We start from the raw sequence: 24,346 nt of genomic DNA, 5'->3' as shown, positions 1-24,346 counted from the left end.
ATCTGCGGAAATGTTAGCACTTTGCTGTTTTGAATGCTTTTTCTGTTTTGACTTTCCTGCACTTTTTTTGTGTCAGTGCGTAAAAAAGCCGCCCCTGTCGGACGGCTTTTTTATTTGTGAGCAAAAATCGTTTTATTTCCACTTCACCGCTTGAACTTCAGGCTTTTTCGCATTGCTGTCTTCTGTTGCTGGACAAGCACAGTTTCCGCCACACCCACCAGCCATTGACGGCCTTAACCACGTCGCCAAACGCGTCCAACCACGAGCCTCACACAGCGCGGACAAGGACATGAAAACTGAACCCGATGTCTTAGGAAATACTTTCTTAAATACCACCACTGCACTCCAGATCACTAGAGCAGCAACAATTAGAATTTCAATCATCTCAATCTCCTCGCCTATTTAAGCCGATTAGCCCAAATAGTGCGTTGCAATTTGATAGGTCAGGAATGACATTAAATAAGCCAAACCAAACAAGTAAATGGTCATAAAACTCACGGTTTTCCATGAACCTGTTTCACGTTTGACCGTCGCTAAAGTCGCCAAACAGTGCGGTGCATAAACAAACCACACCAATAAAGACAGACCAGTCGCCACCGACCAGCCGAGCTCACCGCCACTACTGATCAGTGAAGCCAAACCTTGTGACATGGCATCTTCATCAACAGCGGATAAGGCATATACCGTACCTAAAGCTGCCACCACCACTTCACGAGCTGCCATAGCAGGAATCAAAGCAATACAAATCTGCCAATTGAAACCCAGCGGGGCAAAAATCGGTTGCAGTAAATGACCGAGCATACCGGCAAATGAATAATCAATTTCAGGTAAAGTCGCGCCTTCAGGGGCTTGCGGGAAGGTACACAAGAACCACAGTAAAATAGACAACGCGAAAATAATGCCACCCACACGACGTAAGAAGATCTTGGCACGGTCAAGTAAACCAATCCAAATATTCTTCAAGTCAGGGAAACGATAGCTTGGCAACTCCATCATCAACATATGTTGTGACTTGTCTTTATGGAAGAATTTCAGAACGAAAGATACACACAGTGCACTCACAATCCCGGCCATATATAAAGCAAACAACACCAAACCTTGCAGATTGAAGATCCCCCAAACAGTTTGTTCAGGAATAAAAGCAGCAATTAACAAGGCATATACAGGTAAACGTGCAGAACACGTCATTAACGGTGCCACAAAAATCGTGGTCAAACGGTCACGCGGATCACTAATGGTACGCGATGCCATGATGCCCGGAATTGCGCAGGCAAAGCTAGACAACAATGGAATAAAGGCACGCCCAGAAAGACCTGCTTTAAACATCAGCTTATCTAGCAAAAACGCGGCACGCGGTAAATAACCCGACTCTTCCAATACCAAGATAAAGAAGAACAAAATTAAAATCTGCGGTAAGAACACCACGACACCACCCGCACCCGCAATAATCCCGTCCACCACCAAACTGTTAAGTAAAGGGTGGCTAATGGATGCACCAATGGTTTCACCTAGCCAACCAAAGAAGGTTTCAATCCCATCCATAAACGGCGCTGCCCAAGCAAAAACGGCTTGGAAGACAATAAACATCATCACTGCAAGGCTAACTAAACCCAAAACTGGATGTAGGAAAATCTTATCTAGAAAATCAGTTCGCTTGTCTTCTTCATCGACGTACTGCACAGCGTCATGTAATAAATTTTCTACTTTCTCATGTGCAGTGTCGCCTTTTAAACCCGTCAGCTCGGTATAAGGCACGGCATATTTGCCCTGCTCTAAAGCGCTAAGCAGGCTTTCAATACCCGAGTTACGCACCGCAACGGTTTCAACGATCGGCACACCCAAGCGCTCAGAAAGCTTTTGGGTATTGATTTGCATGCCACGGCGACGTGCTTCATCCATCATGTTTAAAACGATTAACATTGGACGGCCCAATGCAATCAGTTCAATCACTAAACCAAGGTGAAGTTTGAGGTTAGTTGCATCAACGATACATAAGAAAGCATCTTGCTGACCTTCGTCTGCAATTTTCCCCATCACCACGTCACGGGTAATCATTTCATCAGGACTAGTCGCATCTAAGCTATACGTCCCTGGCAAATCCAGAACGCGAACTGCTTGACCCGAAGGAAGACTAAATTGACCAACTTTACGCTCAACCGTTACACCCGCATAGTTACCTACTTTTTGGCGTGTTCCAGTGAGATGGTTAAATAACGAAGTTTTACCGCAGTTTGGATTACCTACAAGGGCAACACGCAAGGCATCACTCATCTAGGTGCTCCTTCGACTTGAATTTCAATTTTTTCAGCTTCAACTTTTCTTAAGGCGAAACGTGTAAAACCCACTTGGATTAAAATTGGATCGCCACCAAAAACACCTTTGGTAATCACCTGTACTTTTGTACCTGCGACAAAGCCTAATGTTTCAAGACGACTAGCCACCAAATCAGTCTGAGCTTCGCCATCCAAAGTATGATTCACTTTGTTAATGATGGCAGTTTGTTTGACTTTTAAATCAGATAAACGCACCGCATCCAACCCTTTAATATTTTGAACAGTATACAAACAAATGAGAATAATTACCAAATCAGATTCGATAATGATTCGCATCTGTTATAACACATCGACAAGCGAGAATGATTACACTACATTGAATAAAACTCCTATTCCTTGTTTTTGTCTTTCCGTGATGATGTGCTTGAGAGCTTTATGTTAAATAAAAAACCGCGTGTGCCTGCGCCTGTTCAAATTCCAACTCAGCTCAGTTTTTTACACGGCTTTAAAGATTATCTCATTGCACAAACCGTCAGCCCACACACCCGAAATGCTTATCTCTCTGACTTATTGCAGTGCAGCGAGTGTAGTCACGTGAGCATGCCTGAATGGAGCAGTGATGATGTCGCCGATGTTCTGCTGACTCTCACCAAGCAAGGTAAAAGCCCGCGCTCCATTGCGCGCTGTCTGTCTGCTCTGCGTTCTTTTTTTAAGTTTCTACGGGAACAAAAACTGCGTTCAGACAACCCTGTCGCACTACATAAAACACCCAAAATTGGCCGCGCACTGCCTAAAGATTTGTCTGAGCAAGACGTGGATGCCTTAATTCAAGCCCCTGATATTGAAACCGCTCTTGGACTCCGTGATCGCGCCATGTTTGAAGTGTTATATGCCTGTGGACTACGCGTATCTGAGCTACTGAATCTACGCCTAGACTTAATCAATCTAAAACAAGGCTATTTAAGAATTACGGGTAAGGGCAATAAAGAGCGGCTGGTGCCTTTGGGTCAAATTGCAGTGGAGTGGGTCGAAAAATACTTAATTGAATCACGTCCGCAATTATATAAATCTGCAACTGACTATCTGTTTCTCACCCAACATGGTGGCATCATGAGTCGACAAAACTTTTGGTATGCCATTAAGCGTTATGCCTTACAAGCAGGAATTCAAGCAGAACTTTCTCCACATACCTTACGACATGCTTTTGCAACGCATTTACTCAATCACGGCGCCGACTTGCGTGTGGTACAAATGTTATTGGGACATAGTGATCTGTCCACGACACAAATTTATACCCATGTCGCACAAGTGCGTATGCAACAACTGCATGCCAGCCATCACCCAAGAGCTTAAGGTCTTGATCATCCATAACTTAAGGCTGTTTTTAGCACGAAGACTACGAAGTATTACCGAGTCCTGTACTTTTTTTGCTATGCTTGGCGCTCTGTTTTTATAAAGTCAAAAGAAAAAGGGTTATCTATGTTATTTACCCGTAAACCATTGTTCATTGCCTGTGCCATTGCTTCAAGTGTTCTATTTACAGCATGTTCAAATAACACTGAAGAAAAAAAACAAGACTCTTTAACGGCAAGCGCGCCAGCCACAGGTGAAGCGTCAACTTTGACGGAACGTAATGCAAAGCAACGTTTAATTGATACCCTTCAAAAGCATTTCAAAACAGCCAATATCAATGCCAAAATCATCGATATCAAAACCACTGAAGTGCCAAATTTATTTTGGGTCAATCTTGAAGGGATGAGCTCGGTTTATACCACGGCAGATGGTAAATATATTATCCAAGGTGATGTGATTCGCTTGGGCGATAAAACACTCCACAACGTCAGCGATAACCTGCAAGCTGAAGCCAACAAAAAGCTTCTAGCAGGGCTCAAAACTGAAGACCTACTGGTTTATAAAGCCAAAGGCAAGACCAAGCATGTGGTTTATGTCTTTACCGATGCCAGCTGCCCTTACTGCCATAAACTGCACGAGCATATCCCTGAAATCACGGCCCAAGGCATTGAAGTGCGTTACATTGCATGGCCGCGTGGCGAACAGTTTATGCCAGCCATGGAAAGTGTGTGGTGTAGCGCAGACCGTCAAGCTGCCTTTGATCAAGCGATTTCAGGTGCTCAACTTCCACCGGCGACCTGTAAAAATCCAGTGCGAGATCAATACCAGTTGGGTCTGAACATGGGCGTAAATGGGACACCTGCGATCTACAATGAAGATGGTGAATATCTCGGTGGCTATTTGGCCCCAAGTGAATTATTAAATCGCCTTAAATAACTAATTTTTATTTGTTATTTAACTAATATTTATAGTTGAACATAAAATGATTTCTTTCCTAGAGTCTCACAGTTTTTTTAGCTATGATCTAGGCTTGGTTCAATATATATAAGTAAATTGGAGTGTGACGTGAAACCAGTTCGTCTGGCAATCCTCGGTCTTGGTACTGTGGGTGGTGGTGCCCTTAAACTACTAAAAGAAAATGCTGCTGAGATTAAACGTCGCACCGGTCGTGAAATTCAAATTACCTATGTCGGCACACGCCGCCCTCGTCCAGACTTAGATTTAGGCGATGAGGTCAAGCAAAGTGCTGACTTACTCGACATTGTGCGTCAGCCTGATGTCGATGTTGTGGTTGAAGTGATGGGTGGCATCCATCCTGCATATGAAGTGATTAAAGAAGCCATTTTGCATGGCAAACAAGTCGTCACCGCGAACAAAGCTTTACTTGCTGAACATGGTAATGAGCTGTTCAAACTGGCGGATGACAATGCCGTGCAAATCGCCTATGAAGCTGCGGTTGCAGGGGGCATTCCCATCATTAAAGTGATGCGCGAAGGTCTAGCGGCAAACAAGATTAATTGGTTAGCGGGTATCATCAATGGTACAGGCAACTTTATTCTGACTGAAATGCGTGAAAAAGGTCGTGCCTTTGCCGACGTATTAAAAGAAGCACAAGAACTGGGTTATGCCGAAGCTGATCCAACTTTTGATGTCGAAGGCATTGATGCTGCACATAAACTCACGATTTTAGCATCGTGTGCTTTTGGTATTCCGCTACAGTTTGACAAAGTCTATACCGAAGGCATCAGTAAAATCACAGCACAAGATGTGAAGTATGCTGAAGAGCTGGGTTTCCGTATTAAGCACTTGGGGATTGCGCGTCGCGCAGCGAATGGCATCGAACTTCGTGTTCACCCAACCTTGATCCCTGCGGAAGAACTGATTGCCAATGTCAACGGTGTTAAAAATGCCGTCTTGGTACAAGCTCATGCTGTCGGCCCAACCTTGTATTACGGTGCGGGTGCAGGCGCAGGTCCAACCGCTTCTGCGGTCGTTGCAGATGTCATTGATATCGTCCGTGATATATCTTATACCGAAGATGGCGCTGGAACAATTCCACAATTGGCCTTCGAAGCACTGACCAATGTGCCAATTTTAAGCCGTGAAGAAATGACCACCGGTTATTACATCCGGATTAATGCAGAAGATCAAACTGGCGTCTTGGCGGATGTGACCACGATTCTCAGTCGTGCGGGCATCAGTATCGATGCCATCATGCAACAACCACGCTTAAAAGACCTTATTCCAATCGTGATTTTGACTGATCCAGTCGTTGAATCAAAAATGGACGAGGCACTTGCTCAAATTCAAGCCTTACCCGTCATTCATGGCGAAATCGTGCGAATTCGTTTAGAATCGCTTGATAATTAATCGGGTTGAGGAAAAGAACGCTCTTCTCTTCCTCACCAAGCTCTACACACAATTGGAACATCATCATGTCGAATGCCAATCGTTATACTGGTTTAGTTGACCGTTATCGCGACCGTTTACCAGTGTCTGCAACTACTCGCGCTATTTCTTTAGGTGAAGGTAATACGCCACTGATTAAACTCGAGAACATTCCACGTTTAATTGGCAAAAATGTTGAAATTTATGTGAAGTACGAGGGCTTAAACCCGACTGGTTCATTTAAAGACCGTGGTATGACCATGGCGGTTACTAAAGCCGTTGAAGAAGGCTCAAAAGCGATTATCTGTGCCTCTACAGGTAATACCTCAGCTGCGGCTGCGGCTTATGCAGCACGCGCAGGCATCAAAGCGTTTGTGTTAATCCCAGAAGGCAAAATTGCCATGGGTAAAATGGCGCAGGCGATGATGTATGGTGCCATCACCATGCAAATCCGCGGTAACTTCGATGACGGTATGCGTCTGGTCAAAGAAATTGCCGACAAAGCCCCTGTAACCATCGTAAACTCAATCAACCCATACCGTTTGCAGGGTCAAAAAACCATTGCTTACGAAATCGTAGATGAGTTAGGTCGTGCACCAGATTACCACTGCTTACCCGTGGGTAACGCAGGGAACATTACTGCACACTGGATGGGTTATACCGAAGCAGTTGCCAACCAACCTGCAGATCAATTTGAGCAAGTGATTTACGACGCTGAAACAGATCAATTCACGGGTCCTAAACCTGAAGGTTTACCAACCATGGTTGGTTACCAAGCAGCAGGTGCTGCGCCATTCCTACGTGGTGCACCCGTTGAAAACCCTGAAACTGTTGCAACGGCTATTCGTATTGGTAATCCACAAAGCTGGAACCACGCTAAAGCGGTGGTTCGTGATTCTCAAGGTTGGTTCGATGAACTGACTGATGCTGAAATTCTAGAAGCACAGCGTTTACTTTCAATGTATGAAGGTGTCTTTGTAGAACCTGCTTCTGCAGCATCGATTGGCGGTGCAATCCGTGACATCAAAGCTGGAAAAATTGCGGAAGGTTCTGTGATTGTCTGTACCGTGACAGGTAATGGTCTGAAAGACCCTGATACTGCGATCAAACAATGTTCTGATGCGGTCATGCTGTCAATCGATGCAACCTTAGAACAAGTTCGCGATTCAATTCTTTCAAACATGTAATTGAGAGAAGACAAAAAAAGCCCTGCATATGCAGGGCTTTTTTATGACTCAATTTTTGTTGTTGAGTGAACAAAAACAAAGTCGGGTTAAATACGTTTTGGTAATTGGCTTGCCCAGTTCATTAGGCGCGTTGCATCATTGGTACGTGCTGCAGATGAGTCTGCGCCCAATAACACCACCACTGCTGGACGGTTATTTAAAGTGGTATGCATCACCACACAACGACCGGCTTCATTAATGAAACCTGTTTTTGAAATATTAATATTCCAACCACCATTACGAACCAAGGCATTGGTATTGTTTGATTTTAATACACGATAGCCCAAGTTAAAGTCATAGCTGGCTGTGGTTGAGAACTGACGAATCAGACCATACTGAGACGCGGCATTGACCAAAATACCCAAGTCACGTGCTGAAGCCACATTACCTGGATGCAGACCAGTCGATTCCATATAATGGGTTGAATTCATACCCAAAGATTTTGCTTTGGCATTCATCGCCGAAACAAAGGCTGAGCGACCACCCGGATACGTCCGTGCAAGCGCTGATGCTGCTGGGTTTTCTGACTTCATTAATGCAAATAACAATGCCTCTGCACGGTTCATACTGTCCCCTGCACGTAGGGACGAGCTTGAACTTTTACAACCCGAACACGAAAAGTCCGCTTGCTGTAAAGTAATGTTTTCAGACATATTTAAACGCGCATCTGAAATCACCACCGCCGTCATCAGTTTAGTAATCGAGGCAATCGGCAGCGCGGTATTACTGTTTTTACTATACAGTACTTCACCTGTATTGCCATCCATCACCAGTGCTGCACGAGCATTGACACTAGGTTGGTTTGAATATTTCGAGGTATCGAAAATTTGTACCGTTTTCGAGGTAGTATTGTTCGTCACCACACCGTTAGAACTGCGAATACTGGTGGTGACTTTTGTTGAACCCTGAGGAGCGTACTCTTCAGGATCTTCCATTAGATCATCATTCAGAAGCTGTTCTGCATCTGCTGCAGACCAACTCATGCTTGCTTGGCTAGGCCCCGAGCTCGGGTTCATCACCAAGTCTGCAAAGCTATGGGTACTGACCGTCATTGCAATCGACCATCCCAATAGATGCATTAAAAATTTATTTGATTTTTTCACTTTTCTTCACTCAACTTCATAACCCATAAGATACATTTGCGTATTCACGCCAATATGCCTTACATTTGTACACAATACGAACAGCATTGCCGTCGACAGCGTGCATATCTTTTCAAATAAGCCTAAGAATAGGATTGCTAATTTTGTCGTTTCATTGCAAGCTTATTTTGCTTTATGTAACAAAAAATATGGTTTTTATAGTGAGGAAGAGCTAGGTGATCACAGTTTTAGTGGTAGATGACCATGAGTTAGTACGTACAGGGATTTGTCGAATGCTCGAGGACCATGCCGATGTTCAAGTCATTGGCCAAGCTGAATCTGGTGAAGAAGCAATTAACCTCGTTCGTCAACATCACCCAAATGTGGTTCTGTTAGATGTCAACATGCCAGGTATTGGTGGCGTTGAAACCACACGCCGCTTACTGCAAACCGCACCCGAGACCAAAGTACTGGCAGTCAGTGGCCTAGCTGAAGAACCTTATCCTTCCCTGTTACTCAAAGCTGGCGCTAAAGGCTACATTACCAAAGGTGCACCTGTGACCGAAATGGTACGTGCCATTAATAAAGTGATGCAAGGCGGCAAATATTTCAGCGCTGATATTGCTGAACAACTGGCCAGTTCTTATCTATCGGATACACAAACCTCGCCTTTTGATGCTTTGTCTGAACGTGAAATGCAGGTGGCGATGATGGTTGTGAATTGCATCAGTGCACAGGAAATTTCTGACAAGCTTTTTGTCAGCGTAAAAACGGTCAATACTTACCGTTACCGAATTTTTGAAAAGCTCAACATTGACAGTGATGTGAAGCTGACTCACCTTGCTATTCGTTATGGTTTAATCAAACCCTGATGCAAGCTGACTAACACCCACATGCTGCAATACTCAACCAATATTCAGTTAAATCAATACCGTCTAGGTGTTTGGTATGCGTCTTATCGACTGTTTATTGGCTGTTGTTTGTTGTTGGTTTATCTACTGACCTATGAGCAGTTGTTTTCAAATTATCAATATCCAGTATTGTATCGTTCTGTCCTGATTGGCTTTATTTTTATCAGTGCCTTTCAGCTATTGAGCCTCAAGCATGTGCGCAAGCGCATACCACTTCAGCTCACCTTGTTGTTTATCGTCGATGTCATTAGCCTCAGTTTACTCACTTTTGCCACCGATGGTCCGAACTTACAGTTAAGCTTATTGTTTGTGATCACGATCTTTGCCGCTTGTGTATTGGTCGATAAACAAAAAGCGCTCATCATTACCTTGATTGCTGTAATTACACTGGTTTATCAACACTTTATTGGAACGCTATTTTCAATTAGTTCATTGAATACCATTGGCAACAGTGCCGTGCTCGCCTTTTTGTTCTTTGTGGTTTATGGGTCTGGACAAATTGCAGTACGACGTTTTCAAGTCCTTGAAAATTTAAACTTCTATCAGTCCCAAGAACTGGACCAACTGCAAAACATTAACCGTTATATTTTAGAGCAAACCGAGCTCGGCTATTTGGTGCTCGATGAAAACTGCCACATGGTGCTGAGTAATCCTGCCGCATGTACATTATTGGGCATCTCCCCGATTTATGCCTATGACAAATACCCCTTATATAAGGCACAACCTGATTTATTTGAACTACTCAAATTCGACCAACTGAAAAATGGGGAAAAATTCCAATTTACATCGCAACTGAGTCGCTTTCAGATTCAGATCGAAATTCAAAAACTTCAAGTCCCGAATCAGACACTGACCTTATTCGTGCTGCAAGATGCACAAAAAATTAATCAACGTGTACAACAACTCAAGCTGGCTGCACTGGGTCAACTTTCTGCCAGCATTGCCCATGAAATTCGCAATCCATTGGCTGCCATCACCCAAGCCAATGAATTGATGCAGGTGAACGATCCTGAGCAAGCCCTGTTACATAACATGATCGCCAAACAAGCCTCACGGATTGATAAAATTATTGGCGATACACTGAGTATGGCACGCAGTAAAGAAACCTATCCGACCTTGATTGATGTCGCTGCTTTTTTAGAACGTTTTATCGTTGAAGATTTGCCCGATGTCAAAGATCAAATTGATTACCGCATTTCCGATCCAGCTCAGATTCAGTTTGATGAACAACAACTGAGACAAGTGCTGATCAACCTGATTCGAAATGCCATTCGACATAATGCAGCTGAAGCCGAGCATATTCACATTCGAGTCTATAGCTATAAAAACCTCGTCCATATTGAGGTCTGTGATTTTGGTGAAGGGGTCGCCACTCAGGACCAAAGCACCCTGTTTCAACCGTTTTTTAGTACCTCAATCAATGGAACTGGGTTAGGATTATATTTATCCCATAGTTTCTGCGAAGCCAACCAAGCTAAGCTATACTATGTAGAACAAAAAATAGGGGCATGCTTTCGGATTGAATGCCCTCGTATAAACAATGACGTGTAATTTTTGGGGTTAAACGTGGAAAAAAAACCACTTGTTTTATTGGTGGATGACGAACAAGACTTATGTACACTGATGCAAATGTCTTTAAGTCGGATGGGAATTGATACACATATTGCCTATCGCTTACAAGAGGCGGTTCAAGCCCTGAAAACGCATCAATACGATGCCTGTCTAACCGATCTGAATTTACCCGATGGTAATGGCCTGAGCTTGGTCGATTTTATTGCTCAAAATTATCCTAATTTGCCCGTTGCAGTGCTGACTGCTTACGGCAATATGGATATTGCGATTGCAGCACTTAAAGCCGGTGCTTTTGATTTTGTCAGTAAACCAATCAACCAAAAACATTTAGAGCAACTTTTACAAAAAGCCTTTAATCAGCCCATCAGTCAGCTGCATATCCAAGAAGATACGCTTGAACATCGTCTGCTGATTGGTCAATCTCTTCCTATTCAACAGCTACGCATCACCTTAAAGAAAATTGCACGCTCGCAAGCCCCTGTCTTTATTACAGGTGAGTCAGGCACTGGCAAAGAAGTCGTGGCGAATCTGGTACATCGCCTGAGCAATCGTAATGAAGGGCCATTTATTGCCATTAACTGCGGTGCCATACCGACTGAACTGATGGAAAGTGAATTGTTTGGACATCGTAAAGGCAGCTTTACAGGGGCGACTCAAGACAAACAAGGGCTGATTCTGTCTGCGCATGGCGGCAGTTTATTTTTAGATGAAATTGCTGAGTTACCGCTCACTATGCAGGTGAAGCTGCTGCGCGCGGTACAAGAAAAACGTATTCGTCCCATTGGGAGTGACACCGAAATTGATGTCGATTTCCGTGTGATTAGTGCCAGCCATCAAGACTTAGAAGCACTGGTGCAACAAGGCAAGTTCCGTCAGGATTTATACTTCCGCATCCATGTCATGGACATTGTACTGCCTGCCCTACGTGAGCGTGGCAATGACATTATTCTTTTGGCACAACATTTCATTCAAAAAATCTGCCAAGAATGGGACATCCCAGTCAAACCACTGAGTGAACGTGCACGTGAGTTTTTATTGGCCCAATATTATCCAGGCAATGTGCGTGAACTACGCAATATGATGGAACGTGCTATCACCTTAAGTGATGAAAGCAGTATCGACTTACCACACTTGCAAACAGCCCCACTGCGACCGATTGCTCAGACCCACTATGCCAATGCCACGCAACAAGGTACTGTTGGCAATGATCAAATCAGTCATGTGCCTTCGCGTAAATTGCCCGAAGAGGGTTTAGAGCTGTATTTAGAAAAAATTGAAAAAGAAATTTTGATGAATGCGCTCAATCTCACCCATTGGAACCGAACACTGGCGGCTAAAAAGCTCGGTATGTCTTTCCGTTCTTTACGTTATCGCTTGAAGAAATTCGGGCTAGATGGCGAAGATGATTCCATTTAGAGACTTAACGACGGTTAATTAGAATCTCTGCCACATGTTCAACATAGCTTTCATCTTTGAGTTCATGTGGCATTGGATACACCTGATTTGGCGCAATCCCTACCCCTTCAATCATCCGACCACTTGGGGTGTAATAATGCGATACCGTCATTTGCAAAGCTGCACCATTCGATAACGGAAATAGTTTTTGTACCACGCCCTTACCATAACTTTTTTCACCAATCACCCACGCCCGTCCATGCTCCTTCAGCGCAGCGGTAAACACCTCCGCGGCCGATGCAGAGCGATCATTAATCAGAATCCCCACTTTTAAGTTTTGAAACTCGAGGCTTGGTAAAGCTTGGAACTGCTGATCACCCTCGGAACGACTTTTAGTCGAAACAATCACGCCTTGGTTTAAGAATAAATCGGCAGATTCAACTGCGGCAGACAACAGCCCCCCGGGATTATTTCTGAGGTCTATCAAGACCGCTTTTAAACGCGAAGACTGATGTTCTTCAATCAGTTGCTGAATTTCATTGGCCGTATCCTGTTGGAATACCCGCACCTTGAGCACCAAAACTTGGTTATTCAACAGTTGCGCCTGAATATCGGTTTCAACCTTTTTGGTTCGGACTAAATTGATCGGCGTTGAATTGGCTTTTAACTGTAGGCTGATAGTACTACCAATCGCCCCACTAAGTAATTCATTGACTTGAGCATGGTTGAGCTTGCGTAGCTCTTGATCATCCACTTTAAAAACGGAGATCCCATTTTTTAAGCCCAGTTTGCTGGAATCTGAGTCAGGTTTTAATCCACGAATCAGCCATTGTTGTAAGCGAGAATCAAACTCTAAGCTGAAGTCAACTGAAGCCAAATCCCCTTCGGTATATTGCACCAGTTGTTTATATTCTTGAGGAGATAAATAGCTAGAATAACGGTCTAAGCCACTGACTAAACCTTTAATGGCCTGTTGAAATAGTGCTTCATCACTACGTTCAGCCACATAATTGTCTTTGACTAAACCGTAGATTTGCACAAATTGTTGAATTGATTCAATCGGAACCTCAACATAACCTTGTTCTAATTCATCATCAAAAGCGGGTGCTGCCGCAGTTTTTGCAACAGCCCCCATCGGGTGGATCAGACTCAGACCTAAAGCAATCACTACACCTATTGAAGTCCACGATGCTTTTGCCATTTACCCACCCAAATTGATTTATACGTCTAATGTAATTAAGTTACGACCTTGCATGTCTGCTGGAACAGGAAGATGCATCAAGCTTAACAAGGTTGGTGCGACATCGGCCAATACGCCACCCTCAGCAATGGTTGCTTGAGTTGGACCGACATAGATAAAAGGCACCAATTCTGTCGTATGCTGGGTATGCACCTGACCACTGTGATAATCCTGCATTTGTTCAACATTACCATGGTCAGCCGTAATTAACATATGGCCTTTTTGTGCCATCACCGCTTCATAGACACGGCCTAAGCATAAATCAACAGCTTCAACGGCTTTCACAGCAGCATTAAACACGCCCGTATGACCAACCATATCGCCGTTGGCATAGTTCACCACCAATAGATCAAACTCGCCTGAGTTAATCGCAGCCACCAATTCATCGGTTACTTCATAGGCGCTCATTTCTGGTTTGAGGTCATAAGTAGCAACATTTGGCGAAGGAATCAAAATACGTTTTTCACCTGGATATTCATCTTCACGACCACCACTGAAGAAGAACGTCACATGTGCATATTTTTCTGTTTCTGCAATACGCAATTGAGTTTTACCAAGGTCTGAAAGATATTCACCAATCGAGTTTTTTAATGCTTCAGGCATATACGCCACAGGTGCATCAATACTGGCTTGGTAGCGTGTCAACATCACAAACTTAGATAAGTTTGGTACGACTTTACGCGCAAAGCCTGCAAAATCTTTTTCAACAAATGCTTTGGTAATTTCACGTGCACGATCCGCACGGAAATTCATAAAGACGATGCTGTCACCATCTTGAACTTTCACGGCATCACCAATGCGTGTTGCTTTGACAAATTCATCCGACTCATCTGCGGCATACGCCAAGGCTAAACCTTCAACTGCTGTAGCTGCAGTACGTGTTGCTTTAGACTCTGTAAGTAAACGATAGGCTTGTTCCACGCGGTCCCAACGGTTATCTCGATCCATCGCAAAATAACGACCAATCAGACTCACAATACGACCTTGATTTGGATATTGAGCAAACAATGCATCTAATTTTTCTAAAGAAGGCTGTGCACTGCGTGGTGGGGTATCGCGACCATCTAAGAAGGCATGAAGGTATACAGTTGCACCGCGTTTTAACGCAAGTTCAGCCATGGCAACAATATGATCTTCGTGTGAATGAACCCCACCTTCAGACAATAGCCCCATGATGTGCAACGCACCACCCGCGGCTTTGGCTTTTTCAACGGCATCAACCAAAACTTCATGTTCGAAAAAAGCACCCGTACGAATGTCTTTGGTGATTCGGGTAAAATCTTGATAGAGCACACGACCTGCGCCCAAGTTCATATGGCCCACTTCAGAGTTGCCCATTTGGCCATCTGGCAAGCCCACGTCTTCACCAGAACCTGAAATTAAGCTATGCGGATGCTTTGCTTCAATCGCTGTTAAATTCGGTCGATTCGCTGCTAAAAATGCATTGTCTTCGATCGCTTCACGGTGTCCCACACCATCCATAATGACCAGTACGTGAGGGATTTTGCCAGCAGTTGCATCCGCCATAATAAGCACTCTTTTTTTGTCTACAAATTCATCGCTCTATCTTACCGAATTTTCGGTCAAGACTCTATGCAGGCATGATGGTTTAACACCATCATCCGCATTGTTTTCTTCAATATCGTACAGTTATCGCGCACGTTGTAATAAATAACCACCTGCGACAAACATCAGTAAAATCGGCACAAAAACAAACCATGCGGGTGAAGGTGAATAAACCAAACTTGCATAACCCAAGAAGTCTTGCAGGTAAAAGAAACCTAAGCCTGTAAACAGTGCAATGACCAAACGAAAGCCCATCGATTGTTGGCGCAGTGGCCCAAAAATAAAGGAACAGGCAATCAATACCAAAGCAATTAAGGCAAATGGAGACGCCACTTTTTGCCAAAAAGCCAACTGATAAGTTTTAGGCACTTGGCTGTATTCATGCATATAGCTCATAAAACTGACCAATTGACTCGGTGAAAGGTCTTCAGGATCAATCGTCACCATGTGCACATATTTCGGCTGCAGTGCCAGTGCCAAAGGCGTTTCAGCGGCCTTTTGTGCCGTAGCATTGCCTGTCGGTAGTAAATCAACTTGGGCGGTATTTTCTAAAATCCAACGACCATCTTGCACAAACTGACCTTGCTCAGCATTTAAAACGCCTTTCAAGCGAGCATTATTGTCAAAGTCGACCACTTGCACATTTTTCAGCTGACCTTGAGAGTTGGCATAATCGACATAAATAAAACGCTGCCCTTCTCGTGTCCAGTAACCACGTACCTCACCGAGCTCAGCCGCTGTTCGATGGCTTTTCACACCTTTGGCTTGCTCATTGGTGTATGGAATCACCCATTCACTTAAAGCGAATGACAGTACCACCAAAATTAAAGCTGAACGAATCACCCAACCAACAATCCGCCAAAGACTCACCCCCACCGAGCGCATCACAATCAGCTCACTGTTTGAAGCCAAAGTGCCCAGTCCCAGTACCGAGCCAATTAACGCGGCAATCGGTAGAATCTCATAGAGATATTGCGGCGCCCCCCACAGTACGTAACGTAAAGCATCCCAAGCGCCATAACCTTCTTTAAGAGAGCCCAACTCACCCAAATAGGTAAACAGAATTTGCAAGACCGATAAAATAGCGGTAGCACCCAGCATCGCCATCGCGGTGGTTTTGGTCACATGTTTTGCGACTAAACGACGTGCGAACATGATTAAGACCCCGCTCGTTGTAATGTTTTCTTAATTTTCGGGGCCAGCTTTTGTTTACGCGAAAACAAAGCCGCTGCTATCGCATAGATCACCAAGATCATTGGATAAGCCCAAATCCCCATTTCTTCTTTACTGACTCGGGTTTTAATGGCCATCAGCGCCACGATTAAACTGGCAAAAATAAGCAATGCAGGGAACAGCTTTAAATAACGGCCTTGGCGTGGACTCACTTCAGATAAAGCCACAGCGAGAAGCAACGCCACTACAATGGCAAACGGTACAAAAATACGCCAACCCAACTCACTCGCCACAACAGGATCATTACGATTATCCCAAAGTTTCATGGTGGACAATGCTTCAACATCGGCACTTTCAAACTTTGCTTCTTTATCATTTTCTAAACGTAGGCGATAAGACTGAAACTCGGCTTGGCTATAACGCGGCTGTCCCGGATAAATTTCATAACGGCGACCTTGCACCAAATCCACAACATTGGCTGGATCGTTTTCAATTTCAACCCGCGTGGCTTCTTTGGCCAAAATCATCACATCAGGCTTACCTTCTGCTTCAGCGCGTTGATAGAAGAAGATATCTTTGAGGTTTTTACGGTCTTCGGATAAGTCACCCGCATAAATGGTATAAGGCCCCGATGAAATAAACTCTTTGGGTCGAACCAAATCAAAACCGGTACGCACCGCCTGACTGGTGGTGAGCTGCTCAAACTGACGAACACCCCACGGCGCCATCCAAAGCATCAGCACGGCTTGAACAGCAAGAAACACCACAGTCATAGGAATCAGCAGTCGCCCCAATTGATTACGACTGACGCCACTGCCATTGAGTACCGCCATTTCATGATCGACATACAAACGACCAAAAACCAGCATCAGCCCAATAAAAAAGCCTAAAGGAAGAATCAGCGTTAAAAATTCAGGCAAACGATAGCCAATAATGCTAAATAAAATACCTGCATCTAAGCGACCCTGCGCGGCTACGCCAAAATACTTGATCAAACGACCGCCCATCATGATCAAGGTCAATAAGGCGATCACAACCAAGGATGTCGACACCACTTGTTTGACCAGATAACGCCGAATAATCAAATTAATTCTTCCAAAAATAGGTGAATAAAAACTAGCGCTAGTTTACCTGAATAGTGAAAATATAAAACCTGTACTCTTGTTGCACTTTGCAACTCTATTCATGTTAATGTTTCAGTGGTTTAATCATTTTCAAACTTTATAAGGCTTAAATAAAACTTATGAAACTCTCTATTAATACGTCATTCACAGAGAATACGTCTAGCCAATTTTTGTTGATATTAGTAGATTCTGAAAACACGCAACACCTTGCAAATGCTTATCAAATTAATGATTTAAACAACTTAATTGAAGCGACTCAGTTTAAAGCCGCATTCAATGAAACCTTGAGCCTCATTGGTCAAATTCCAACAAGCCCCAATGCAGCCTTGGTCGGGGTGGGTAAAGCCGCTGAATTACAAGCAGCAAAGCTGGTGAAAATTGCTCAAACTATTATCAAAGCTTCACAAAAAAAATTCAAACACATCAGCCTTGACCTTTCAGCCCTTCCAACTGAACTCCATTATTTATTTGCCCTCAGTTTGACGCAAGCGGCATATGCTTTTAATGAATTCAAATCGAAAAAAGCCGACAACGTACTTGAACAGATCAGCCTGATTGCCGCCGAGTCGCCGCTGAATGCTTCTCAACTTAAATTGATTGAAGCCGTGCAATCTGGTCAAAGCTTTGCTCGTGACTTAGGCAACCGTCCGGGCAATATCTGCTTCCCTGAATATTTGGCAGAGCAAGCCTTAGAACTGGCAGCCCAATATCCTGACCTACTCCGTGTTAATGTCCTTGATGAGCAGCAAATGGCTGATCTGGGCATGCATTCCTTCCTTGCGGTGAGCAAAGGTTCAGACCGCCCAGGCCGTATTATTACCCTTGAGTATCAAGCTGAACGTCCTGAAGCCCCAGTGGTCTTGGTCGGTAAAGGAATCACCTTTGATACAGGTGGCATTTCATTGAAACCGGGCGCTGGTATGGATGAAATGAAATATGACATGTGTGGTGCAGCATCGGTTCTAGGGACACTCCGTGCTCTATGTGAATCGCGTTTAGCCATTCATGTCGTAGGTACGATTGCTGCAGCTGAAAATATGCCTTCAGGCAAAGCTACACGTCCGGGTGACATCGTGAGCACCATGAGCGGTCAAACCGTTGAAATTTTAAATACCGATGCAGAAGGTCGTTTGGTGCTGTGCGACACATTAACCTATGTAAAACGCTTTAACCCTGAACTGGTCATTGATATTGCAACATTAACGGGTGCCTGTGTCGTGGCACTCGGTTCAGTCTTAACGGGTATGTTTACCCCAGACGACAAACTGGCGGCCGAACTGTCTGAAGCAGGTCAAAATAGCTTTGACCGCGTCTGGCGCATGCCTGTGATTGATGACTATCAAGAACAGTTAGACTCTCCATTTGCAGATATTGCCAACATTGGCGGGCCTAAAGCTGGTGCGGTAACTGCAGCGTGCTTCTTGCAACGTTTCACCCGTGATTACCGCTGGGCACATTTGGACATCGCAGGTACAGCATGGAACTCGGGTGCCAATAAAGGAGCAACCGGTCGCCCAGTACCCTTATTGATGCAATTCTTAGCTCATCGTGCGCAGTCTAATGGCTAATATTAGCTTTTATCTGTTTGAACAAAGTCCTGAACGACAAGTCGAAAGTGCTTGTCGTTTATGTCGAAAAATCTTGCGTCAGCCAGTGCGAATCTGGCTGTATGCAAGCGACCCTGAACTACAACAGCAATTGGATGAACGTTTGTGGAGTTTTGATGACACGAGCTTTATTCCACATGGCATTGATCAAATCGATGCGCGCATTTGTATCTCAGCCCAACTGCCTGAGCAATCCGATTGGATTGTGTTCAATTTTAACGATCAAGCTCTTGAACAGTTCGAAAAATTTAGCCACATTATAGAAATTATTGAAAATAACGAATCGGCCAAACAACAAGGTCGTGAAAAATTTAAACAATATAGACGTCTCGGGGTTGAAGCTCGAACCTTCAAGCTTTAAATGATTCCCCGTCTAAATAAGGAGATGCGTAGTGGCATTGAATGTTGGTCCAGATTTTAAACAGCGCTGGTTAAATGTACCTGATGCTGTTCGTCAGGCCTTTATTGATGACCTGAGTCGCGTCTGCGATGTACTCAAACCTGAAACAGGTTTACACAGTTGGATTGAACAAGACCAACGCGCTCAAGCTGTCTCGACCCAACGAATTGAACAAGCGTATGCCGATCTGAAAGCACAGCTGATTGAAGAAGCGCGAATTCGTAAACAACAAGCGTTGGAAAAATCACTGGCAGATAAACGCGCAGCGCAGGAAGCTTATGCGGAAAGCCTCAAAAAAGACGAAATCCGTCAGTTCAATGAGCAAACCCAAGCTTTAAATGTGATGCGTCAAAGTGTCGATCAGGAAATTTCGAGCTACACCGCACGCTATGAGAAAACGCCTGAACAAGCTCTGGACTATGCCAAAGGTAAATTTGGCATTGATGATTCACAAATTTTGTCTGAGTTAGAAAGTGTGCGTTTACGTTTAGAGCTTGAAGCGGAAACCTTAATTGAAGAGTCCGTCGCCAGCTATCGCAGTAAGCTACAAGCCGCGGCTCAAGAGGAAATTAACTATATTTTAAAAAATTCAAACTTTTCTGATGAAGTGGTGTCCAATTCTGCTTAACAGGCCTAGGCTTCCACTCAAACTCACTTCGGTGAGTTTTTTTATGCACCCTTGTTTTGCTCGGCTGATGTGGTCTGTCTCGATCTCAAACCAACACATCAACCATAAACGATAAAGTATTGCCCACACCATAACCAATCGCCAACAAACTACCAATCCAAATCAGGCCACCAGTCACGTTGTACCACATAAAAGTCGCCAAGCTCATATGCCCTGCGCCCGCAGCAAAAGGGGCGAAAGAACGTACAAAAGGAATAAAACGTGCCACTAAAATGGTTTTACCGCCATGCTTTAAGAAATATTGATTGGTCTTCATCATATATTCGGGTTTCAGCCAACGCGAATGCTGATGGGCAAATTTAAAGCCCAGCTTCTGACCCGTATAATAATTGACGATATAACCCAATACCGCAGCAATCATCATCAAAATACCCATGGTATGGATATGGATTAAATCCGAGCTGGAACATAAGGCACCAATGGCAATTAGTAAACTGTCACCCGGCAAAAAGAACATAAAAACGAAGCCCGTTTCTGCAAAAATAATCAGAAAAAGAATCGCATAAATCCAAAGGCCGTATTCTGCAAGCAGTACGGGCAATAATTGTTCTAGATGGAGAAAAAAATCAATCATTGTCACCTATCCGTGCAATGAACTGCGTACTATCTTTCATCATACTCAATTGCTTACCTATTCATTTCAAAAGAAAAACTCCCTCATTTTGGGCAAATAGGGAGCTCATCTTTTGTCTATTCTTGCTGCAATCTAAACGATTTTTCTATTTCAAGAAACCATTTTGTGCCAAAAAGTCTAAACTAATTTTAGATTGTGAGGGAGTTTCCGCAGCTTTATCACCCATCATCAGCCGTTCAATGTAGCGTGCTAACACATCCACTTCAAGGTTCACTTGACTACCTGCCTTCCACGTTCCAATGTTGGTTCGTTCAGCCGTATGCGGAATTAAATTGAGGCTTAAAATACGCCCACGCAAATGATTAATGGTCAAACTGATCCCATCGACCGTAATCGAGCCTTTTTCTGCCAAGTAACGTGCAATTTCGGCTGGCGCAGTCACTTCAAAATAAAGCGAACGTGCATCTTCACGCACAACGGTGATTTCACCCACAGCATCAACATGACCTGACACAATGTGTCCACCAAAACGTGTGGTGGGCAACATCGCCTTTTCCACATTTACACGTTGGCCAACTTTCCAGTGGGTCAGTGTGGTTCGGTTCAAACTCTCACGTGAGACATCGGCAGTATACCAGTGCTCACCCCAGTCAATCACCGTGAGGCAAATGCCATTGGTGGCAATCGAGTCACCCAAATGTACATCTGACATATCAAGATCCGTACCAATGCGTAACCGCACATCGCCACCGACATTTTGTACGCTTTCAACTGTGCCCAGACTTTCAATGATCCCTGTAAACATTTCTTATTTCTACCTCTATATCTTTACCACAGCGCCAACTGTGTCGTGACCCCAGATGTATCGACCCCACCCAATTCGGCATAATGGTACAACTGCCCAAGCAGCTGACGAATTGGCGGACCTGACTTGGCATGTGTATCAGTGATCACAATAAACTCTAACACACGCGCACGCTCAGACTGACGCTGTTTACTCACGCGATAACGCGGTACATCCTGCGTTAATAAAGTCACGCGACCTCGCTCCAAATTGGCTTTGAGCAAGTCCCCCGCTTCAATATTACCATCGGTTGAATAACTGGTCAGAATGTAACGTGCATTGATGGTGGACAGTAATTTTTCATATGCCTCTTTGGCATACTTTGACGAGTTATAAGGGCTCGGACGCTCTTTGCGCCACGCACGGTCAATTCCGCTTTTAAAACCTTTGGTGTCTGGTGTTGGTAAATCTACCTGATCCCATAGTGTTAAAGCATTTAAAACATGATAGTTACTGCTGTAGGCATGCTGGTTATAGGGTGGATCTAGATAGGCTACATCGACCTCAAAACTACTCATTTGGTTGGCCAAATGCTGCGCATCGACACACCACATTTCAGCCATCGGGTTCTTTTGCTTATTATCACCCACTTCACTAAAACGGCTTGGAGTCAACCACAGTAAGGATTCAATCCGCTCTAGCGCTGTTTGGGTTTTACCCCCCCAACCGTGGTGGAAGCTTTTAAAGACACCTGAAGTGTTACTGACAAAACTTGCAGAATACAGCAGCGGTGCCAGTAAAGCAGACATCTCCACATCATCGATTGCCCCTTGTGCCTGCCATGTGGCAATTTGCTGACGAATCGCATCGATACGCATGCCGTTGCGACGTTTGAAGAACAAACGATCTCGGCTTGGATCATAAATCTCATCATTTCGCGGACACAGATTATGCGTTACCCAGCCCTTAACTTCAGGCAAGCGGTTTAAATAATCAATGGCTTTTTGATAACCACCCAACTCTTTAAATGCAGGCGCTTCGGTACAAGCCAAGATGGCATGGTTCAACGCATGGCTATACGGTTCCCAGTCATTGGCAATCACGCGATAACCATTTTGACGCGCCAAACGCGAGACCACGCCCGAACCTGCAAAGAAGTCAGCAAAAATAGGCGCACGACCATCTGCACGGTTTAAAGTCCCTGTACTCTCGAGTGCCTCTAAAATCAGATGCAACAGACGGCGCTTATTCCCCAAATAAGGAACAAGTTGATGAAATAGATATTCATCGGTGGTACGTGCCGCGTGACGACGTTTATGATAAACCGTAGACTCTGAACTCATAATGACTCTTGAGAAGGGATAAGCGTTAAGCGCACATCGTCACCCAATTGTGTGACATCCATAAGCTTAAAGCGGAGTTGCTCTGCCATCTGAGAAAACTCAGCATTGAACATTGCACGTGCAGACTGACCCAATAAGGTCGGTGCTACATAACTAATCATTTCATCGACCAACTTTTCTTGTAAAAAAGCCGTCGATAACGTTGCACCCGCTTCAACCATGACATCGTAAATTTGATGTGATTGAACCAACTGCTTTAATAACTGATCTAAAGGTTGTACAGCAAACTGTAGCACGCCTAAATCAGCCAATGCTTGACGATAAGGCCCCATCACCATCACAGTATCAGGCTGTTGTAAAATTTGAGCCGTCAGCGGCAAGCGGCCTTGACGGTCCAACACCAGACGTTTCGGTTGTACAACCGTTGTCAGATCCGCAACACTCGGAAGCTGTCTGACATTGAGCTGAGGATCATCGGCCAATACGGTTTCAATCCCCGTGATCACGACACCAGAAATGGCACGAAAATGCTGGACATCCAACCGTGCTGCTGGGCCTGTAATCCATTTCGACTCACCCGAAGCCATCGCTGTTCGACCATCTAAACTAGAGGCAACTTTTAAACGCACATAAGGCATGCCAGTAGCCATGGCTTTTAAAAAGCCCGCATTCAACTGATGCGCTTCGGTTTGGCAAATGCCGACATCGACCTCTATGCCTGCTTCTTTTAAAATTTGTACCCCTTTACCGGCCACCAAGGGGTTAGGATCTGGACAAGCAATCACAACACGCGCCACACCTGCCTCGACCAAACCTTTGGCACACGGCGGTGTACGCCCATAATGCGCACAAGGTTCTAAAGTGACATAAGCCGTTGCGCCTTGGGTCTGTTCGCCCGCTTCACGCATCGCAAAAACTTCTGCATGTGGCTGACCCGCTTTAGGGTGATAACCCGTCCCCAGCAACAGCCCATCTTTCACAATGACACAGCCTACATTTGGATTTGGCTTGGTGCTGTATTGACCTTGCAGTGCTAAAACAATCGCTTGTTTCATCCAAGCTTGGTCAGCGTGTAAAGCACTAGACTGTAATTCAGACATGGATGCCAACTCGCTTAATGTTCACGTTGTTGCATTTGTTCAATTTGGTGACGAAAGGCATCGACATCTTGAAAGTCTTGATAGACCGATGCAAAACGCACATACGCAACATGATCCAATGAAAATAAAGATTGCATAACAATTTCACCAATGGTACGTGATTTCACATCACGCTCACCTAAACGGCGAATTTGCAGCTGAATATCACTCAAGACGGTTTCAATTTGCTCTTGCGTCACGGGACGTTTTTGTAAAGCATGCATCAAGGAACGACGCAATTTTGCTTCATCAAAAGGTTCACTTTTGCCATCCGACTTGATCACACGAGGCATGACCACTTCATAACTTTCAAAGGTTGTGAATCGTTCACCACAACTAATACATTCACGACGACGACGAATTTGACAACCTTCAGCGGCCAAACGTGAGTCGATCACTTTACTGTCTTCAGCGTTGCAAAATGGACAATGCATAGTGGTTAAATTGAACAAATTTGAATGGTTTTAGAGTGTAGCAAAAATTCGGTGTTTTGTAGAGTTTTACGCTA

At 44.4% G+C, this 24,346-nt stretch carries 23 protein-coding genes; 10 read left to right on the top strand and 13 right to left on the bottom strand.

Annotated features, from left to right (window positions below; genetic code table 11):
- Positions 1–132: 132 nt before the first annotated feature.
- From GVX98_RS01095 to GVX98_RS01085, 3 genes are read right to left on the bottom strand one after another with little or no spacing between them, the layout of a single operon-like run.
- On the bottom strand, positions 133–384 hold the full coding sequence (locus tag GVX98_RS01095) for a DUF6587 family protein (protein WP_004978599.1): 252 nt from the start codon (positions 382–384) through the stop codon (positions 133–135).
- A gap of 27 nt (positions 385–411) precedes the next feature.
- Complete coding sequence (locus GVX98_RS01090; RefSeq protein WP_004978597.1) at positions 412–2,271, bottom strand: ferrous iron transporter B; 1,860 nt, start codon at positions 2,269–2,271, stop codon at positions 412–414.
- Positions 2,268–2,528 (bottom strand): FeoA family protein, encoded by a 261-nt coding sequence (locus GVX98_RS01085; protein ID WP_010325703.1) that lies wholly within the window; start codon positions 2,526–2,528, stop codon positions 2,268–2,270. Before GVX98_RS01085 ends, GVX98_RS01090 begins: the two co-directional genes overlap by 4 nt.
- A gap of 180 nt (positions 2,529–2,708) precedes the next feature.
- Between GVX98_RS01085 and xerD the strand changes: the two genes are divergently transcribed.
- The 4 genes from xerD to thrC all read left to right on the top strand — a co-directional run bounded on the left by xerD (position 2,709) and on the right by thrC (position 7,201).
- Positions 2,709–3,626, top strand: coding sequence for a site-specific tyrosine recombinase XerD (gene xerD / locus GVX98_RS01080; protein ID WP_004692828.1), 918 nt, complete (start codon positions 2,709–2,711; stop codon positions 3,624–3,626).
- Positions 3,627–3,752: 126 nt separating this feature from the next.
- Positions 3,753–4,562 carry a DsbC family protein gene (locus GVX98_RS01075; protein WP_004692830.1) on the top strand — a complete coding sequence of 270 codons (810 nt, stop codon included), beginning with the start codon at positions 3,753–3,755 and terminating at the stop codon, positions 4,560–4,562.
- Between the two features lie 129 nt (positions 4,563–4,691).
- Complete coding sequence (locus GVX98_RS01070) at positions 4,692–5,996, top strand: homoserine dehydrogenase (RefSeq protein ID WP_010325700.1); 1,305 nt, start codon at positions 4,692–4,694, stop codon at positions 5,994–5,996.
- A 65-nt stretch (positions 5,997–6,061) separates the two neighbouring features.
- On the top strand, positions 6,062–7,201 hold the full coding sequence (gene thrC / locus GVX98_RS01065; protein ID WP_004692833.1) for a threonine synthase: 1,140 nt from the start codon (positions 6,062–6,064) through the stop codon (positions 7,199–7,201).
- An 86-nt stretch (positions 7,202–7,287) separates the two neighbouring features.
- On the opposite strand, the gene GVX98_RS01060 is transcribed toward thrC, so the two are convergent.
- Complete coding sequence (locus GVX98_RS01060) at positions 7,288–8,343, bottom strand: serine hydrolase (protein WP_155118236.1); 1,056 nt, start codon at positions 8,341–8,343, stop codon at positions 7,288–7,290.
- Positions 8,344–8,558: 215 nt separating this feature from the next.
- Between GVX98_RS01060 and GVX98_RS01055 the strand changes: the two genes are divergently transcribed.
- Genes GVX98_RS01055 through GVX98_RS01045 form a run of 3 tightly spaced genes read left to right on the top strand, consistent with a single transcriptional unit; the run spans position 8,559 to position 12,221 of the window.
- Positions 8,559–9,194 (top strand): response regulator, encoded by a 636-nt coding sequence (locus tag GVX98_RS01055; RefSeq protein ID WP_004692836.1) that lies wholly within the window; start codon positions 8,559–8,561, stop codon positions 9,192–9,194.
- Positions 9,195–9,215: 21 nt separating this feature from the next.
- Entirely contained in the window at positions 9,216–10,784 is a 1,569-nt protein-coding gene (locus GVX98_RS01050) for a PAS domain-containing sensor histidine kinase (RefSeq protein WP_159127031.1), read from the top strand.
- A 15-nt stretch (positions 10,785–10,799) separates the two neighbouring features.
- Positions 10,800–12,221, top strand: a complete 1,422-nt coding sequence (locus tag GVX98_RS01045; protein WP_159127030.1) for a sigma-54 dependent transcriptional regulator — start codon at positions 10,800–10,802, stop codon at positions 12,219–12,221.
- A 4-nt stretch (positions 12,222–12,225) separates the two neighbouring features.
- Here the strand turns inward: GVX98_RS01045 and GVX98_RS01040 are convergent, their stop codons facing one another.
- The 4 genes from GVX98_RS01040 to lptF form a co-directional block, all read right to left on the bottom strand.
- Positions 12,226–13,401 (bottom strand): S41 family peptidase, encoded by a 1,176-nt coding sequence (locus GVX98_RS01040; protein ID WP_159127029.1) that lies wholly within the window; start codon positions 13,399–13,401, stop codon positions 12,226–12,228.
- Positions 13,402–13,419: 18 nt separating this feature from the next.
- Complete coding sequence (gene gpmI / locus GVX98_RS01035; RefSeq protein ID WP_159127028.1) at positions 13,420–14,967, bottom strand: 2,3-bisphosphoglycerate-independent phosphoglycerate mutase; 1,548 nt, start codon at positions 14,965–14,967, stop codon at positions 13,420–13,422.
- Between the two features lie 123 nt (positions 14,968–15,090).
- Positions 15,091–16,161 carry an LPS export ABC transporter permease LptG gene (lptG, locus tag GVX98_RS01030; protein ID WP_159127027.1) on the bottom strand — a complete coding sequence of 357 codons (1,071 nt, stop codon included), beginning with the start codon at positions 16,159–16,161 and terminating at the stop codon, positions 15,091–15,093.
- Positions 16,162–16,163: 2 nt separating this feature from the next.
- Positions 16,164–17,264: an LPS export ABC transporter permease LptF gene (gene lptF, locus GVX98_RS01025; protein ID WP_010325691.1), complete on the bottom strand. Its 1,101-nt coding sequence runs from the start codon at positions 17,262–17,264 to the stop codon at positions 16,164–16,166.
- A 158-nt stretch (positions 17,265–17,422) separates the two neighbouring features.
- Between lptF and GVX98_RS01020 the strand changes: the two genes are divergently transcribed.
- Genes GVX98_RS01020 through GVX98_RS01010 form a run of 3 tightly spaced genes read left to right on the top strand, consistent with a single transcriptional unit; the run spans position 17,423 to position 19,938 of the window.
- Positions 17,423–18,871 carry a leucyl aminopeptidase gene (locus tag GVX98_RS01020; RefSeq protein ID WP_159127026.1) on the top strand — a complete coding sequence of 483 codons (1,449 nt, stop codon included), beginning with the start codon at positions 17,423–17,425 and terminating at the stop codon, positions 18,869–18,871.
- Positions 18,864–19,271 carry a DNA polymerase III subunit chi gene (locus GVX98_RS01015; protein WP_159127025.1) on the top strand — a complete coding sequence of 136 codons (408 nt, stop codon included), beginning with the start codon at positions 18,864–18,866 and terminating at the stop codon, positions 19,269–19,271. Before GVX98_RS01020 ends, GVX98_RS01015 begins: the two co-directional genes overlap by 8 nt.
- Positions 19,272–19,302: 31 nt before the next feature.
- A complete protein-coding gene (locus GVX98_RS01010) occupies positions 19,303–19,938 on the top strand; it encodes a hypothetical protein (protein ID WP_126038657.1) in 636 nt (211 codons plus the stop codon).
- Between the two features lie 85 nt (positions 19,939–20,023).
- On the opposite strand, the gene GVX98_RS01005 is transcribed toward GVX98_RS01010, so the two are convergent.
- From GVX98_RS01005 to nrdR, 5 genes are all read right to left on the bottom strand, one after another.
- Positions 20,024–20,572 (bottom strand): VTT domain-containing protein, encoded by a 549-nt coding sequence (locus tag GVX98_RS01005; RefSeq protein WP_004692848.1) that lies wholly within the window; start codon positions 20,570–20,572, stop codon positions 20,024–20,026.
- Positions 20,573–20,717: 145 nt separating this feature from the next.
- On the bottom strand, positions 20,718–21,377 hold the full coding sequence (locus tag GVX98_RS01000; RefSeq protein ID WP_159127024.1) for a riboflavin synthase: 660 nt from the start codon (positions 21,375–21,377) through the stop codon (positions 20,718–20,720).
- A 23-nt stretch (positions 21,378–21,400) separates the two neighbouring features.
- Entirely contained in the window at positions 21,401–22,699 is a 1,299-nt protein-coding gene (locus tag GVX98_RS00995) for a DNA adenine methylase (protein WP_004692850.1), read from the bottom strand.
- Positions 22,696–23,799 (bottom strand): bifunctional diaminohydroxyphosphoribosylaminopyrimidine deaminase/5-amino-6-(5-phosphoribosylamino)uracil reductase RibD, encoded by a 1,104-nt coding sequence (gene ribD / locus GVX98_RS00990; protein ID WP_159127023.1) that lies wholly within the window; start codon positions 23,797–23,799, stop codon positions 22,696–22,698. The genes GVX98_RS00995 and ribD overlap by 4 nt, the downstream gene beginning before the upstream one ends.
- Before the next feature lie 14 nt (positions 23,800–23,813).
- Positions 23,814–24,272 carry a transcriptional regulator NrdR gene (gene nrdR / locus GVX98_RS00985; RefSeq protein WP_004692852.1) on the bottom strand — a complete coding sequence of 153 codons (459 nt, stop codon included), beginning with the start codon at positions 24,270–24,272 and terminating at the stop codon, positions 23,814–23,816.
- Positions 24,273–24,346: the final 74 nt, after the last annotated feature.

Source organism: Acinetobacter sp. 8I-beige (assembly GCF_902505955.1).
Lineage (GTDB): Bacteria > Pseudomonadota > Gammaproteobacteria > Pseudomonadales > Moraxellaceae > Acinetobacter > Acinetobacter johnsonii.
The sequence above is the reverse complement of the archived record's forward strand: the minus strand, read 5'-3'. Positions and strand labels throughout refer to the sequence as shown.